We start from the raw sequence: 13,718 nt of genomic DNA on the forward strand, positions 1-13,718 counted from the left end.
TTAATTGTTGGGGGATTGATTGGCACTGACAATGGACGCTCGCGCGGCCACACCTTCCAGCCAGTCGCGCTCAAAGCGCCGGGCCGGCCATTCCAGCTCACCGTCGGCCATGGCCTGCTCCTGCTCCGGACTCAGGGACAGGCCGTTTTGCAGCAGCACAAAGGCCTTGCGTTCGCCGTTGGCGGTGTCGATAAAACCGGCCAGGTTCTGCACATGGGCAATGGTGCCGGTTTTGGCGATCACCCTTCCCGTGAGCGCCGGGCTCAGCACGCTCTTGCGGTAGCGCAGGGTGCCGCTTTCCCCGCTGACCGGAAGCCGGGCCATCAGCCACTGGGCGCGCGGATCCCGGCTGATCACAAGCAGCACCGCCATCAGGTCTTTTGCCCGCAACAGGTTGTGGGCCGAGAGCCCGGAGCCGTCCGCCAGCCAGGCCGGTCCCAGATCGATATCGGCTTTTTCTTTAAGAATGTCGCGCACCGCCTGGGTACCGTTGCGAAAACTGCCGGGTTGGTTGAAGTGCAACCGCCCCAGCGTGCGCAGCAGGCTGTCGGCATAGAGGTTGTCGGAATGCACCAGAATGCGTTCGGCCAGCTCACTCAAGGGCGGTGAGTGATGGCGGCCCAGGGTGGGCCAGTCGGCCGTATCGAGGCGGCTGCCTTCAATGTGGCCGGAGAGGGTGATCCCGGCCTGCTGCAGTGCCCACCGGGTCAGTTGCTGGCCCCAGGCGGTGACGTCCTGAATGGCAAAGCGCAGTGGCCAGGGATCCTGGCGCGGGCCGATGCAGCCGGTGAGGTGATACCGGTTGGGCGGAGTCATTTCAAGCTCCAGCGCGCAGAAGCGCTGTTCACGCTCGGCCTTGTTCAGCACCTCCACCGCGGCGCTGACGGTGACCGGCTGGTGGGACGGTACCGTGGCCCGGGCCGGCTGGCCGGCGCGGGCATAGAGGGCACCCTGCACGCAGTTCCTGTCGAGGATCAGCGCTGCCGCCGGCGCCGTGTAGCACACCCCGAGATCGTTCCAGGACCAGCCGTTGCCCCGGTCGTAACCATCAAAATGAACCTGGTTGAGCAGCACCCGGCCACTGACATGACGAATGCCGCTGTGCCGTAGCAGCCCGGCCAGTTGCTCTCGGGTAAAGGTGGGATCACCGACAAAGTCGATGAGCAAGTCGCCGTCCAGCCGGCCCTGGTGCAGGGCGCCCCGGTAGCGAAGGTGGGTGGTATAGCGCCAGTCCGGCCCCAGGGCCAGGGCGCCGGCGAGCACGGTCACCAGTTTCTGGGTGGAGGCGGGTTTCATCAGTTGCTCGCTCTGATGACTGAGCTCCACTTCGCCGCTGGCGGCATCGGCCAGCATCCAGGCGCTTTGTCCGTGTTGTGGCGGCTCTGCCGCCTGGGCGATGGTGGCAAGCAGCAGCAGGGCGGTCGCAAACAGTTTCATAGGCACTCTTCGTTATAAGGCATGGGCGGTACGAAACCGGCCCTGGTAATCGAAAATGGTTTCCCGTACCTGCCAGCCCCGCTTAAAGGCCCGGGCAATCACAAAGTCCGGGTGGCGAAAACGGGCAGCGACGGCCAGCACCTGCTCCAGGCTGGCAAAGTCGGGCTCGGTGCCCGGCGCCGGCCAGTGCGGACGCACAAATTCCTTGTAAAAACGGCCCTTGGGGCCTTTGGCATCGAAAGCATACCATTTTTGCAACTCGGTGCCGTCCTCGTCGTGGTAGGTCACCTTGAGCGCCGGGCCATACTTGCCGCTGCCGTTTTCCAGGGTGAGGCCGGCGCAGCGCAGCACCAGGGCGTCCTTCAGCGCCAGGGCGTCTTTCAGTTTTTGATCGGGATCCACCAGCACCGCGCCGCAGTCGTGGCACTGGCGGGCGGCGATGTCGTTTTCCGCCAGGCAGTGCGGGCAGCTTTTAAAGCGAAACCGGTAGCCGCATTCTTCCCGCTCATCGTCGTGTTCAAACAGCCCCTGGCAGCGGCGGCCGAAATGCTCCAGCACCCGGCCTTCACTGTCGGTCTTGCCCCAGAAGACATTGGCAAAGCCGCAGGCGGGGCAGGGCACCTGCACCTGGGTGGTGTCGGGGTTGGGTCTGGGCTCGCCCACTTCCGGGGCGAAGATGTCCATGTTGTTGCCGGCATAATCCAGCACCAGGCAATCGGTCTTGCCCGGGCTGAGGCGAAGGCCCCGGCCGATGATCTGTTGGTACAGGGCCACCGACTGGGTGGGGCGCAAAATGGCAATCAGGTCCACATGGGGGGCGTCAAAGCCGGTGGTGAGCACCGCCACGTTGACCAGAAATTTCAGCTCCCGGGCCTTGAAGCGGGCAATGATGGCGTCCCGCTCCGGCCCCGGAGTGTCGCCGGTCACCAGGGCGGTGTGCTCGGCGGGGAGCAGGCCGGCTATTTCGGTGGCATGGCGCACGGTGGCGGCGAAGATCATCACCCCCTGGCGATCTTCGGCATAGTCCTTGATCTGCTCCACCACATGAGGCGTCACCCTGGGCTGGCGGGCCAGTTCCCGCTCCAGCGCCTGCTCGGTAAACAGTCCTTGCTCATACAGGCGGGAAAAGTCGTAATGCACCACGGGAGCGTCGACCAGCTCCGGCGGGCACAGGTAACCCTGTTTGATCATCAGCCGCAGGGGCAGTTCAAACAGGCAATGTTCAAAAAAGCGCGGGCCCCGGCTGCGCACCATGCCATGGTGATGGGTGCGGTAAATCCAGCCCAGTCCCAGCCGGTAGGGGGTGGCGGTGAGCCCCAGCACCTTGAGTGCCGAATTGCTCTGGCGCAGGTGGTGAATGACCTGGGCATACTGGCTGTTGTCGTCGTCGGACACCCGATGGCATTCGTCGATAACCACCAGATTAAAGCCGCTGAAGGCGTCCAGATTGCGGGCCACCGACTGCACCGAGCCGAACACCACCTGGCGACTGCTTTCCCGGCGCTTGAGGCCGGCGGAGAAAATATCGGCCTCAATGCCATAGGCCTGATACTTGGCGTGGTTCTGCTCCACCAGCTCGCGCACATGGGCCAGCACCAGCACCCGGCCCCGGGCCAGGCGTGCCAGCTCGGCGATCACCAGGCTTTTGCCGGCGCCGGTGGGCAGCACCAGCACCCCCGGCTCGCTGTGGCGGCGGAAATAATCAAGAGTGCGATCCACCGCCTCCTGCTGATAGGGACGTAATGTAAACATTGTTCTCACCAAAGCTCGAAGCCCGAAATCCGCACGTCGACTGTTACCTCCGCAATGCGAAGCACCAGCAGGGTTGCCTGCGCCGACACGCTGCGAGTACATCCATGTAGCGCTCGGCACATGCCATCCATGGCATGTGACGGTCGGCTACGGCAATCCCTGCTGTTGCTTCGTCAAGCAGCGGCGTTGCCTGTTGAATACCAACAGGCGGCCGAGAGCTCCATAAGGAGGGCAAAGGGTGTCTGCTTCGCCGCGCCCTTCGCGCCAAGGATGGCGCGACGGAGCCCCCAGGGAGGGGTTTACGGCGTGCCTTCGAGCTGTGCGCTTTGACCGACGCTTGGCACGGCCTGTCTGTCAGCAGATGCATCGTGAGACAAGTAGCAGGCCGATAATTCGGGCCTCACATTTGCCCCGGAATAAGGTATCTTTAGCCCCTATCGTTTGTAATAACCGAGGCAACCATTTCTATGATCATCAAACCCAAGGTTCGTGGCTTTATCTGCACCACCACCCACCCGGTCGGCTGTGAGGCGAATGTACGTGAGCAGATCGCCTACGTCAAAGGCAAGGGCAAACTGGAGCAGGGGCCGAAAAAGGTGCTGGTGATCGGCGCGTCCACCGGTTACGGCCTGGCTTCCCGCATCAACGCCGCCTTTGGCAGCGGTGCCGCCACCATCGGCGTGTTCTTTGAAAAGCCGGGCACCGACAAGAAGCCGGGCACCGCCGGCTGGTACAACGCCGCCGCCTTTGACAAGGCCGCCAAGGAGGAAGGCCTGTACGCCAAGAGCATCAATGGCGATGCCTTCTCCAACGAATGCCGTGAAAAGGTCATTGAGCTCATCAAGCAGGATCTGGGCGACATCGATCTGGTGGTGTACTCCCTGGCCTCGCCGGTGCGTAAGCTGCCCGACAGCGGCGAAGTGGTACGCTCCGCCCTGAAGCCCATCGGCGAGCCCTACAAGTCCACTGCGCTGGACACCAACAAGGACGTGCTGGTGGAAGCCGTGGTGGAGCCCGCCAACGAGCAGGAAATTGCCGACACCATTCAGGTAATGGGCGGTCAGGACTGGGAGCTGTGGATGAACGCCCTGGAAGAGGCCGGCGTGCTGGCCGAGGGCGCCAAGTCCGTGGCCTATTCCTACATCGGCACCGATCTCACCTGGCCCATCTACTGGCACGGCACTCTTGGGAAAGCCAAGGAAGATCTGGACCGCGCCGCCCACGCCATCGACAGCAAGCTGAAAGCGCGCGGCGGCAACGCCCATGTGGCGGTGCTGAAGTCGGTGGTAACCCAGGCCTCTGCCGCCATTCCGGTGATGCCGCTGTATATCTCCATGGCCTTCAAGGTGATGAAGGAGCAGGGCATTCACGAGGGCTGCATCGAGCAAATTCAGCGCCTGTTCCATGATCGCCTCTACAGCGGTCAGCCGGCTCCGGTGGACGAGCAGAACCGCCTGCGCCTGGACGACTGGGAGCTGCGCGACGAGGTGCAGAACGCCTGCCGTGAGATCTGGCAACAGGTGCAGGACGACAACATCTACCAGCTCACCGACTACCAGGGCTACAAGGACGAGTTCCTGCGCCTGTTCGGTTTCGGCCTTGACGGTGTGGACTACGACGCCGACGTGGAGACTAAGGTCGACTTCGACGTGGTCGAACTGGCCTGAGCCGCTTCACCCGCGAATGTCAAAGCCCCGTTACGGGGCTTTTTTTGTGTCCGGGTTCGACAGCTTCGATCCCATGGCATGCCGTCCGGCTTGGTCAATCCTCGAATTTCCCGATACAGTGAATAGCATCGTTAACGGCAGGAGACTTGCCATGCACAAGCGTACTTTGATTGCCTCACTGCTGCTTGCGGGGCTGGCGCTGCCGGTGCAGGCCCAACCGCCCGAGGGTCGAGGCCCGGGCCAGGCACCCGGCCGGCAGCAGGAGCAACAGTGGCAGCGGGAAGACGGTCGTCACGACAATGAGTGGCGAGAGCACCGGAACGAACGCCGGGAAGACCGGTATCAGCGGGAGCACCATTACGACCGGGAACCGCGGGTGGACGAACGGCAGTTGCGCCGGCTGTTCCGGGAGCACAGAGACTGGCTGGAGTATGATGGCGGCCGGCGCCAGCTGCCGCCGGGCATCGCCAAGAACCTGCGTCGGGGCAAGCCGCTGCCGCCGGGTATTGCCAAGCAGTTTGACCCCAGGTTTCGGGAGCGGCTGCCCTATTACGAAGGCTACGAATGGCGCCGGGTCGACAACAAGGCGGTGCTGGTGGACTTGGCCACCGAGAACGTGCGCTACATCCTGGAAGACATTCTCAACTGAGGCGGTTCAGCCGGGCTGAGTGCATACCCGGTTGCGCCCTTCCCGTTTGGCCCGGTACAGGGCCTGGTCGGCCCGTTGCAGCCAGTCCTGGGGCGAGTTGATCTCGGGGGTCAGGGAGGCCACGCCCAGGCTGATGGTATAGCCCAGTGACAGACCGTGGGTATGAACGGTGGCATTGGCAATGGCCTGGCGCAGCCGCTCGCTGATCACCTCAGCCCCCCTGGCATCGGTCTGGGGCAGGATCAGGCCAAACTCCTCACCGCCGTAGCGCCCCGCCAGATCGGCATCGCGCAGGCAGTCCCTGATGACGTCCGCGGTATGGCGGATCACCTCGTCTCCCGCCGGGTGGCCATGGGAGTCATTGATGCGCTTGAAGTGATCGATATCGAGCATCACCAGGCTGCAGGGCTGGCGGTAGCGGCGGTAGCGGGCAAACTCGGTATTGAGCAGGCTTTCCCAGCTGCCCCGGTTAAGCAGGCCGGTCAGCCGGTCGGTGCGGCTGAGGCGCGACAGCTGCTTGTTGGCCTGCTCCAGGGCCAGCTTGCTGGTGGCCACGTCGGTCACGTCATACACCATCAGACACACCCGGCGAATGCTGCCGTCCGGATCGGCCAGCGGGTGAATGGTCAGGTTCTGGAACATGTAGTCGTGGGTGCCGGTAATGGGGCGGGTGCTGCGAAAGCGAAACAGCCAGGGGCGCTGCTCCCAGCTGGTAAAGGTGCGGGTGTTGAGGGTGATCACTGTCTCCACCTTGCGCCTGAGCCACTGCTCGGGCAGCTCCGGAAACAGACTGAACAGACGCTGGCCGCGCACCCGGGTGGAGCTCAGGCCGCTGTGGTTTTCCATAAACCCATTCCACAGCTCGATATGATAATCGCCATCCAGCACCACCAGGCCGATATCGACCGATTCCAGCATGTCGACCAGCCAGTGAAAATCGCGGGGGGTCTGGGCCGTCAGGGGCATGGGTTACTCCGTCATGTAGGCCAGGTTCTGCTCCAGCCGGCGCACCGAGGTTTCGGTCAGCAGTACCAGCAGGTTGCAGTGGACCTGGTGTTGTTCCAGGGCGTAGGGGATCTCGATGCACAGCAGCTGTTCATGCTTGTTGCTGTGGTGTTCCAGCAGCGAGGTAATGGGCTGATGGCGGCCCAGCACCGTGGGTTGGCCCAGCCCCAGACGCACATCCAGCTGATCCCCCAGGCCCTTGAGAAAGGCGCCGAACAGTATGCTGGACATGTCCATCAGCACTTCCACGTCCGGCTCTGTGGTGTCGGAGGAAGGCAGGTGCAGCAGCCGGGCCATTTCCTCCATGCCGCTGTCGGAAAACAGCAGCAGCGCCTCGCCGGAAATGCCGGCGCCCACAAAGCCCTGGCAGACGGCGGAAAAACCGCCATCATCGTCGGCCGCGGAAATGGCCATGCTCAGCTCGGTACGGGCAATGTGAGCCACCCGGGGCACGGGCTGGCGCACAAACACATCCAGCAGCCGGGCCAGCAGATCCGATGCCCGCCCCATGGCGATGTTGGCCACCTCCTGCAGGTAGTCGCACAGCTCCAGGGAGGTGTCGGGGGCGGCGGGAATAATGCCGGCCTGTTGCTGCCCCGGCTGGTACAGGCCGTAGCGGCGCAGCAGCCCGGCCAGCTCGCCGGTATTGACCGGCTTGGCAATAAAGGCCATGGCGCCCAGTGCCTGCACCCGCTCCCGGGCCCTGGGCTGAATATCGGCGGACACCACCAGGGTGAGCACCTCGAGGTGCTCACGGCGAATGGCTTCCAGTACCCCAAAGCCATCCAGCACCGGCATGTTCAGATCGAGCAGCAGCAGGTCAAAGGCGTGCTGGCGCAGCATGGACAGCGCCTGGCTGCCATGCTCGGCAAAGTGCAGCTCGGTGTCCCAGTCCGGGGGCAGGGCGCGGGCCATTTGTTTGCGGGCCACGGCGGAGTCGTCGCAGATAAGGATATGAGTGGTCATGCCGGAATAAATGGTGTCCTGGTGGCAGTCCCGGTCCGTGGGACGCTGAGTGGCTAATTTAACCACAGAACCGGCCGCTAAAAAAGCGCCCGGAGCGGGACCGGGTGCAAAAAACGGACAATCTCCAAAGCCAGCGCCGGCGGGAGCCGGGGCGGTTTTGGCGGTGACAGGAAGGGCGTTTTTGTGCCGGTAGGCAGCGCGGCCAAAGGGCGCTATATTCCCGCACCGGGCCGGGGTGCGTCAGCGCCGAACCGGCTATTAACTAACCAACTGAAAACCAAGCCTTTCTATTGTGAATTAGCGCGTGCCGCGCCATATTGAAAGGCAGGGAGCGCTGCTCGCAGCAAGGGAAGAAACAATGCGGGATTTCTTTACATTGGCACGCTGGATGCCCGGCCTGGTGACCTTGCTGGGCTACCGGCGCACCTGGCTGGCGGCGGATGTGCGTGCCGGCCTGTCGGTGGCGGCGGTGGCGCTGCCGGTGGCCATTGCCTACGCCGAGCTGGCGGGGGTGAGCGCCGTGGTGGGGCTCTATTCCTGCATTCTGCCGATGATCGCCTACGCCCTGTTTGGCACCTCACGTCAGCTGATTGTGGGGCCGGATGCGGCCACCTGCGCGGTGATTGCCGCCGTGGTCACGCCGCTGGCGGCCGGCGACGCCACCCGCCACTGGCAGCTGGTGATGACCATGACCGCCATGACCGGCCTGTGGTGCCTGGTGGCCAGCTATTTTCGCCTCGGGGTGCTGGCGGACTTTCTGTCCCGGCCCATTTTGCTCGGCCTGCTCAACGGGGTGGCCATCACCATCATGGTGGGACAGCTGTCGCGGATTTTCGGCTTTACCTTTGACGAGTCCCAGCTGATCGAGCGCCTGGCAGCCACCCCGAATTATCTGGCCCTGGTGCACTGGCCCACCCTCGGGGTGAGCGCCCTGACCCTGGGCCTGATGTTGCTGTGCCGGCGCTTTCGTCCGCTCTGGCCCAGCAGCCTGCTGGCGCTGGCGGCGGCGGCGGCCCTGCTGTGGCTGTGGGGGCCGAATCAGCCGGGCATTGAAGTGGTGGGCAACCTGGCCGGTGGCCTGCCCGAATTTCAGCTGCCGGTGTTTCCTGCCGGGCTGATGCGGGATCTAGTGATGCCGGCCCTCAACCTGGCGATGGTGAGCTTTGTATCCATGATGCTCACCGCCCGCAGCTTTGCCGCCCGCAACGGCTACGACATTGACGCCGACCGGGAATTCCGTGCCCTGGGGGTGGCCAACCTGGCCTCGGCCATTTCCCAGGGCTTTGCCATCAGCGGGGCCGACTCCCGTACCGCGGTGAACGACGCCAACGGCGGCAAGAGCCAGATGGTCTCCATTGTGGCCGCCGGGGTGATCGCCCTGGTGACCTTTTTCCTGACCGCGCCGCTGCAGTACATTCCTTCGGCGGCCCTGGGGGTGGTGCTGGTGATGGCGTCCTGGTCGCTGATCAACCTGCGCGGCCAGTGGGGGCTGCGCAAGTCCGACATGGCGGCCTTCTGGCTGGCCTGGATCACCTTTGTCAGCGTGCTGTTCATGGGGGTGATTCCGGGCATTACCCTGGCGGTGCTGCTGGGGCTGTTCCAGTTTTTGCGCAATGTGATGCGGCCCACGGATCAGCTGATGGGCATGAACGAGGAAGGCGTGGTGCACACCCTGGGACGTAACGAGGAGGTCAAGGCCATCGCCGGGGTGCTGATCTACCGTTTCAACTCGCCGCTCACCTATTTCAACGCCTCCTATTTCAAGCGCCGGGTGCTGTCGTTGATCGGCCACGAGCAGGCCCAGCCCAATTGCCTGATCATCGACGCCGTGTCCTGTTTTACCCACCAGGACATCAGCGTGATGAGCGTGGTGGGGGAGCTGCACAAGGAGCTGAAACGCCGCGGCATTCACATGGTGATGGCGGGCCGGCGCGGCCAGATGACCCACTGGCTGCAGCAGGCGGGTATTCGCGTGGGGGAAGATGGCGTGCTGGTGTATCCGGATCTGTACGAGGCGTTGCGCATGACCCGCTGTTATCTCACTCCCTCAGCGCCGGAAGACGGCGACGCGGCCGAGATCAGTAACGCGGTAAGGCGAGAGGCATGAACCGGGCGCGGTGGTTGCTGTGGCTGCCGCCCCCGGCGGTGGCGGCGCTGGTGGCCTTGTTGATGTGGCTGCTGCCTGAATGGGCGGCGTTCTGGCCGCGCTGGCTGGCCGTGGTCCCCTTGCTGGCAGGGGGCTGCCTGATGCTGCTGGCGGCTCGTACCCTGCACCGTGCCGACACCACCTTGTTGCCCTTTGCCCCGGAACGGGCCAGCCGGCTGGTCACCTCTGGGGTGTTTGCCCGTTCCCGCAATCCCATTTATCTCGGTGACTCGCTGCTGTTGCTGGCCTTTGCCCTCTGGCTGCAAAGCTGGCCGGCCCTGCTGGGGCCGGTGTTGTTCGTGCTCTACATGAACCGGGTGCAGATCGCCGCCGAGGAACGCGCCCTGGCCCTGCGCTTTGGCAAGGCCTATGCCGACTATTGCGCTCGGGTGCGGCGCTGGCTTTAACACTTTGCCTGTAAGCCTGTGCACCCTCGTCGGACAAAGCGCACTATTTCGCCGGCACGCCGTAAACCCTTCCCTGGGGGCTCCGTTGCGCCATCCATGGCGCAAAGGGCACGGCGAAGCAGACACGCTTTGCCCTCCAGGGCCAGACACAGAGTCGTCTTTCGAGATACTGTCAGACAGCGCCCAAATTTCACGAAGCAACAGCGGGGATTGCCGTAACCGACCGTCACATGCCATGGAAGGCATGTGCCGAGCGTCCCATGGATGGGCTTGAAGCGTGTCGGTGGAGTGCAACCGCGCTGTTGCTTCGCGTGACGAGTCTTTCAACAACGCCGACCCTTGCGGGGTGGGGGGCTGAGCCTTACACTGGCGCGGTTTAGCCAGGCCCGCTTTGATTCGCCCTTGCCCGGCTGTGTTTAATAAACCGGGAAGGAGCTTCCATGACGGCAACCAATCTTGATACTCGCCTGAATAAATTCATCAGTGAAACCGGCATTTGTTCCCGCCGGGAGGCGGACCGCCTGATTGAGCAGGGGCTGGTGACGGTAAACGGCGAGGTGGCCGGCATGGGCGTGCGAGTCACGGACGCCGACGAGATCACCGTGCGTGGCAAGCCGCTGCGGGCCAAGCCCAAGGCGGTGTATCTGGTGTACAACAAGCCCATCGGCATTACCTGCACCACCGACCGCGCCATTCCCGGCAACATTGTGGACGCGGTGAACTACCATGCCCGCATCTTTCCCATCGGCCGGCTCGACAAACCGTCCTGTGGGCTGATTCTGCTCACCAACGACGGCGACATCGTCAACAAGATACTGCGCGCCGGCAATGCCCACGAAAAAGAATATATCGTGTCCATGGACAAGCCCATCACCGAGGACTTTGTGGCAAAAATGTCGGCGGGAGTGCCCATTCTCGATACCGTGACCAAGCCCTGCAAGGTGCGCAAAATCGGCCCCAAAACCATCAATATCATTCTTACCCAGGGGCTGAATCGCCAGATCCGGCGCATGGCGGAATACCTGGACTACAGAGTCACCAGCCTGAAGCGGGTGCGCATCATGAACATTCAGCTTGGCAACCTCAAGCCGGGCCAGTGGCGTTATGTCAGCGAGGACGAGCTGGCCCTGATCAACCGCATGATTGCGGGCTCCAGCAAAACCGAGGAAGCCTCGGTGCTGGAACAGCCCAGAGCGGCCCGCAACGCAGCGGGCAAGTCACCTGACCAGGAGCACCGCCCGGCCCGCAATGAGCGGCGCAGTGCACCGCGGGCCGGCAAGGAGCGGAGTGGTTCCCGCCAAGCGCACCGGCAAGCCCCCGGCGACAAGCCGTCTGGCCGCTCCCGCATTCAGCGTTGGAAAGCACCCACATCGGGCCGGAGCAAGTAAGCCTGAGGCCGTTGCGGCGACGCATCCATCACCCCTTGTTCGGGTGGCGGTAAACCCAATGCCCGATCCGGCGTGCAAAAACCTGAGTGCGCCCAAGACGGTTCAATGGCACAACCGCAGCAGGTGGAACTGCTTTTTGCCCCGGCGCAGGATCACATAGCGGCCGTGCAGCAGGGGCTGGGCGTTGGTGTCGGCGGTGGCCGGCACGCCATTGACCGAGACGGCGCCGGCGCTGATAAGCTCCCGGGCCTGGCGCAAAGAGCTGGCCAGACCGGCCTGTTTCAGCAGCTCGCTTAGCGCCGGTGGCGTACTGTCTGCGGCGAGCTCCAATGGGGTCATGGGCATGCCATCCAGCTCCAGCTGTGCCAATTCCTCTTCACTCAGTGTGCTGAATTCCCCGCTGAACAGCGCTTGGCTGATGCGCTCTGCCGCGGCCAGGGCCTGCTCGCCATGCACCAGCCGGGTCAGCTCCCGGGCCAGCACCTGCTGGGCTTCGGGTCGGCCGCCCCGTTGCCGGTCGCTGGCTTCCAGCGCGGTGATCTCGTTCAGCTCAAGAAAGCTGTAGTAACGCAGAAAACGGTATACGTCCTCATCACTGGTGTTCAGCCAGAACTGGTAAAAGGCATAGGGCGAGGTTCGGGCCGCATCCAGCCAGACGGTGCCGCTTTCTGTCTTGCCGAACTTGGTGCCGTCCGCCTTGGTGATCAGCGGCAGGGTCAGGCCAAACACCGCTTGCCCGTTGAGGCGGCGGGTGAGATCGATGCCACTGGTGATATTGCCCCACTGATCGTTGCCGCCTATCTGCAGGGTGCAGTCATATTGCCGGTTGAGCATCACATAGTCATAGGACTGCAGCAGTGAGTAGGAAAACTCGGTAAAGGAAATCCCCTGCTCGGGCCGGGCCAGCCGCTGGCGCACCGACTCCCGGGCAATCATGGCATTGACCGAAAAATGCTTGCCGATATCCCGCAGAAAGGTCAGCACCGCCATGCCATTCATCCAGTCGGCGTTGTTCACAAGCCTGCTTTCGGCATGCGGGTCTGTGTGCAGCAAGCGGCGTATCTGGGCGCTCAGCTCGCCCACCCATGTTTCCACCGTGCCGGCTTCATTGAGTGCGCGTTCACCGGCCTTGAAGCTGGGATCGCCAATCATGCCGGTGGCGCCGCCCACCAGCGCCACCACCCGGTGGCCGGCTTGCTGAAACCGGCGCAGCATCAGTAATGGCACCAGATGACCGATATGCAGACTGCCGGCGGTGGGATCGAAGCCGCAATACAGGGTGCGCGGCTGTTCATCAAGGTGCACCGCCAGGGCGGCAGCATCGGACGACTGGGCGATCAGGCCGCGCCGGTGCAGTTCGTCAAGTAGGGACAGGGATTGGCTCATGCAGGGCTCCGTTGGCAAAAATCCGATACTGACCGGAACCCCGTCATTCAGATATGTCCTTTATGGGATAGTTTGCAATAATCATCTTCTTTCATTGCAGAAAGGGCAGGTGATGACAGAGCCGAATAACACACTGCTGGCCAGAGTGATTGATGCCCTGGGCAGCCCGGCCTTTCCCCGCCTGTTGGCGCAATTGCTGCAGGCCGGCCTTGGCTGTGACTGTCTGCTGATGGTGAGTTATCGTCGTGGCGGTCCGGCGGTGTATTTGTTTGATAATCTGCGCCACCGGCGCGAGCTGTTGTTTCAGCGCTATCTCAACGGCCTGTATGCGGAAGATCCCTTTTGCCGGGCACTGAGCCGTGGCCTGAAAGACGGCGTTTATTCCCTGCGTGCCCTGGCCATGGCGCAGGGCATGCCGCCCCAGTATTCTGCGGCCTTTTATCAGGACACCGGCTGGCGTGAAGAGCTGGGGCTGGTTATTCGGCTGACCGAAGAACAATGGCTGATGATTTTTTTCGGGCGGCTGCAGGCCAGGCCCTTTGCGCCGGCGGAGCAGGCGGCGCTGCGGGAGCAGTTGCCGCTGGTCAGGGCCCTGTGCCGCCGGCACTGGCCGGCAGGGACCGGCCCGCTGGCGCAGTCGCCGCCGGCACCGGCCCGAATGGATGCCCGGGTAAAGGCGGCCCTGGCCAGCTTTGGCCGGGGGCGGCTGACCCGGCGTGAAGCTCAGGTGGCTGCCCTGCTGGTGCAGGGGATGGACAACGAGGCCATTGCCGCCAGTCTGGGCATAGGCGCGGGCACGGTCAGAAACCACCGCAAGCACCTTTATGCCAAGCTGAATGCCGGCTCTCAAGGAGCCTTGTTTGCCCGCTTTCTCAATCATCTGATCACCGAAGACGAAGGCCAGGGTGAATAACC

The 13,718-nt window shown here is 63.4% G+C and carries 11 protein-coding genes; 6 read left to right on the forward strand and 5 right to left on the reverse strand.

The genetic code is table 11. The annotated features are described in order from the left end of the window. Both dacB and GU3_RS06935 read right to left on the reverse strand, forming a co-directional pair. Window positions 1-1,437: a D-alanyl-D-alanine carboxypeptidase/D-alanyl-D-alanine-endopeptidase gene (gene dacB / locus GU3_RS06930; RefSeq protein ID WP_014291812.1), complete on the reverse strand. Its 1,437-nt coding sequence runs from the start codon at window positions 1,435-1,437 to the stop codon at window positions 1-3. A gap of 12 nt (window positions 1,438-1,449) precedes the next feature. Beyond that, window positions 1,450-3,189, reverse strand: a complete 1,740-nt coding sequence (locus GU3_RS06935) for a DEAD/DEAH box helicase (protein ID WP_014291813.1) — start codon at window positions 3,187-3,189, stop codon at window positions 1,450-1,452. Between the two features lie 467 nt (window positions 3,190-3,656). Here GU3_RS06935 and fabV point away from each other — a divergent pair, with 467 nt between their 5' ends. Continuing rightward, window positions 3,657-4,856 (forward strand): enoyl-ACP reductase FabV, encoded by a 1,200-nt coding sequence (gene fabV / locus GU3_RS06940; RefSeq protein ID WP_014291814.1) that lies wholly within the window; start codon window positions 3,657-3,659, stop codon window positions 4,854-4,856. A 151-nt stretch (window positions 4,857-5,007) separates the two neighbouring features. Continuing rightward, entirely contained in the window at window positions 5,008-5,505 is a 498-nt protein-coding gene (locus GU3_RS06945) for an anti-virulence regulator CigR family protein (RefSeq protein WP_014291815.1), read from the forward strand. A gap of 6 nt (window positions 5,506-5,511) precedes the next feature. Here GU3_RS06945 and GU3_RS06950 read toward each other — a convergent pair whose 3' ends face one another. Together GU3_RS06950 and GU3_RS06955 are read right to left on the reverse strand one after the other, a co-directional pair. Continuing rightward, window positions 5,512-6,471, reverse strand: a complete 960-nt coding sequence (locus tag GU3_RS06950; RefSeq protein ID WP_014291816.1) for a sensor domain-containing diguanylate cyclase — start codon at window positions 6,469-6,471, stop codon at window positions 5,512-5,514. A 3-nt stretch (window positions 6,472-6,474) separates the two neighbouring features. Next, complete coding sequence (locus tag GU3_RS06955) at window positions 6,475-7,542, reverse strand: response regulator (RefSeq protein WP_237711172.1); 1,068 nt, start codon at window positions 7,540-7,542, stop codon at window positions 6,475-6,477. A gap of 292 nt (window positions 7,543-7,834) precedes the next feature. On the opposite strand from GU3_RS06955, the gene GU3_RS06960 reads away from it, so the two are divergent. The 3 genes from GU3_RS06960 to rluF all read left to right on the forward strand — a co-directional run bounded on the left by GU3_RS06960 (window position 7,835) and on the right by rluF (window position 11,417). Next, the gene (locus tag GU3_RS06960) at window positions 7,835-9,583 is read left to right on the forward strand and encodes a SulP family inorganic anion transporter (RefSeq protein ID WP_014291818.1); all 1,749 of its coding nucleotides are present in this window, start codon (window positions 7,835-7,837) and stop codon (window positions 9,581-9,583) included. Continuing rightward, complete coding sequence (locus GU3_RS06965) at window positions 9,580-10,029, forward strand: isoprenylcysteine carboxylmethyltransferase family protein (protein WP_014291819.1); 450 nt, start codon at window positions 9,580-9,582, stop codon at window positions 10,027-10,029. Before GU3_RS06960 ends, GU3_RS06965 begins: the two co-directional genes overlap by 4 nt. 440 nt (window positions 10,030-10,469) lie before the next feature. After that, window positions 10,470-11,417 carry a 23S rRNA pseudouridine(2604) synthase RluF gene (rluF, locus tag GU3_RS06970; protein ID WP_014291820.1) on the forward strand — a complete coding sequence of 316 codons (948 nt, stop codon included), beginning with the start codon at window positions 10,470-10,472 and terminating at the stop codon, window positions 11,415-11,417. Window positions 11,418-11,519: 102 nt separating this feature from the next. Here rluF and tyrS read toward each other — a convergent pair whose 3' ends face one another. Next, on the reverse strand, window positions 11,520-12,803 hold the full coding sequence (gene tyrS / locus GU3_RS06975; protein ID WP_014291821.1) for a tyrosine--tRNA ligase: 1,284 nt from the start codon (window positions 12,801-12,803) through the stop codon (window positions 11,520-11,522). 112 nt (window positions 12,804-12,915) lie between these two features. On the opposite strand from tyrS, the gene GU3_RS06980 reads away from it, so the two are divergent. Beyond that, window positions 12,916-13,716, forward strand: coding sequence for a helix-turn-helix transcriptional regulator (locus tag GU3_RS06980; RefSeq protein WP_014291822.1), 801 nt, complete (start codon window positions 12,916-12,918; stop codon window positions 13,714-13,716). Window positions 13,717-13,718 lie beyond the last annotated feature (2 nt).

It is taken from the genome of Oceanimonas sp. GK1 (assembly GCF_000243075.1).
Lineage (GTDB): Bacteria > Pseudomonadota > Gammaproteobacteria > Enterobacterales > Aeromonadaceae > Oceanimonas.

Excerpts from the sequence above, each read along its gene's own strand:
- tyrS (WP_014291821.1), bottom strand. The coding sequence starts at position 12,803 with ATGAGCCAATCCCTGTCCCTACTTGACGAACTGCACCGGCGCGGCCTG.
- dacB (WP_014291812.1), bottom strand. The coding sequence starts at position 1,437 with ATGAAACTGTTTGCGACCGCCCTGCTGCTGCTTGCCACCATCGCCCAG.
- GU3_RS06980 (WP_014291822.1), top strand. The coding sequence starts at position 12,916 with ATGACAGAGCCGAATAACACACTGCTGGCCAGAGTGATTGATGCCCTG.
- GU3_RS06965 (WP_014291819.1), top strand. The coding sequence starts at position 9,580 with ATGAACCGGGCGCGGTGGTTGCTGTGGCTGCCGCCCCCGGCGGTGGCG.
- rluF (WP_014291820.1), top strand. The coding sequence starts at position 10,470 with ATGACGGCAACCAATCTTGATACTCGCCTGAATAAATTCATCAGTGAA.
- fabV (WP_014291814.1), top strand. The coding sequence starts at position 3,657 with ATGATCATCAAACCCAAGGTTCGTGGCTTTATCTGCACCACCACCCAC.
- GU3_RS06935 (WP_014291813.1), bottom strand. The coding sequence starts at position 3,189 with ATGTTTACATTACGTCCCTATCAGCAGGAGGCGGTGGATCGCACTCTT.
- GU3_RS06960 (WP_014291818.1), top strand. The coding sequence starts at position 7,835 with ATGCGGGATTTCTTTACATTGGCACGCTGGATGCCCGGCCTGGTGACC.
- GU3_RS06945 (WP_014291815.1), top strand. The coding sequence starts at position 5,008 with ATGCACAAGCGTACTTTGATTGCCTCACTGCTGCTTGCGGGGCTGGCG.
- GU3_RS06950 (WP_014291816.1), bottom strand. The coding sequence starts at position 6,471 with ATGCCCCTGACGGCCCAGACCCCCCGCGATTTTCACTGGCTGGTCGAC.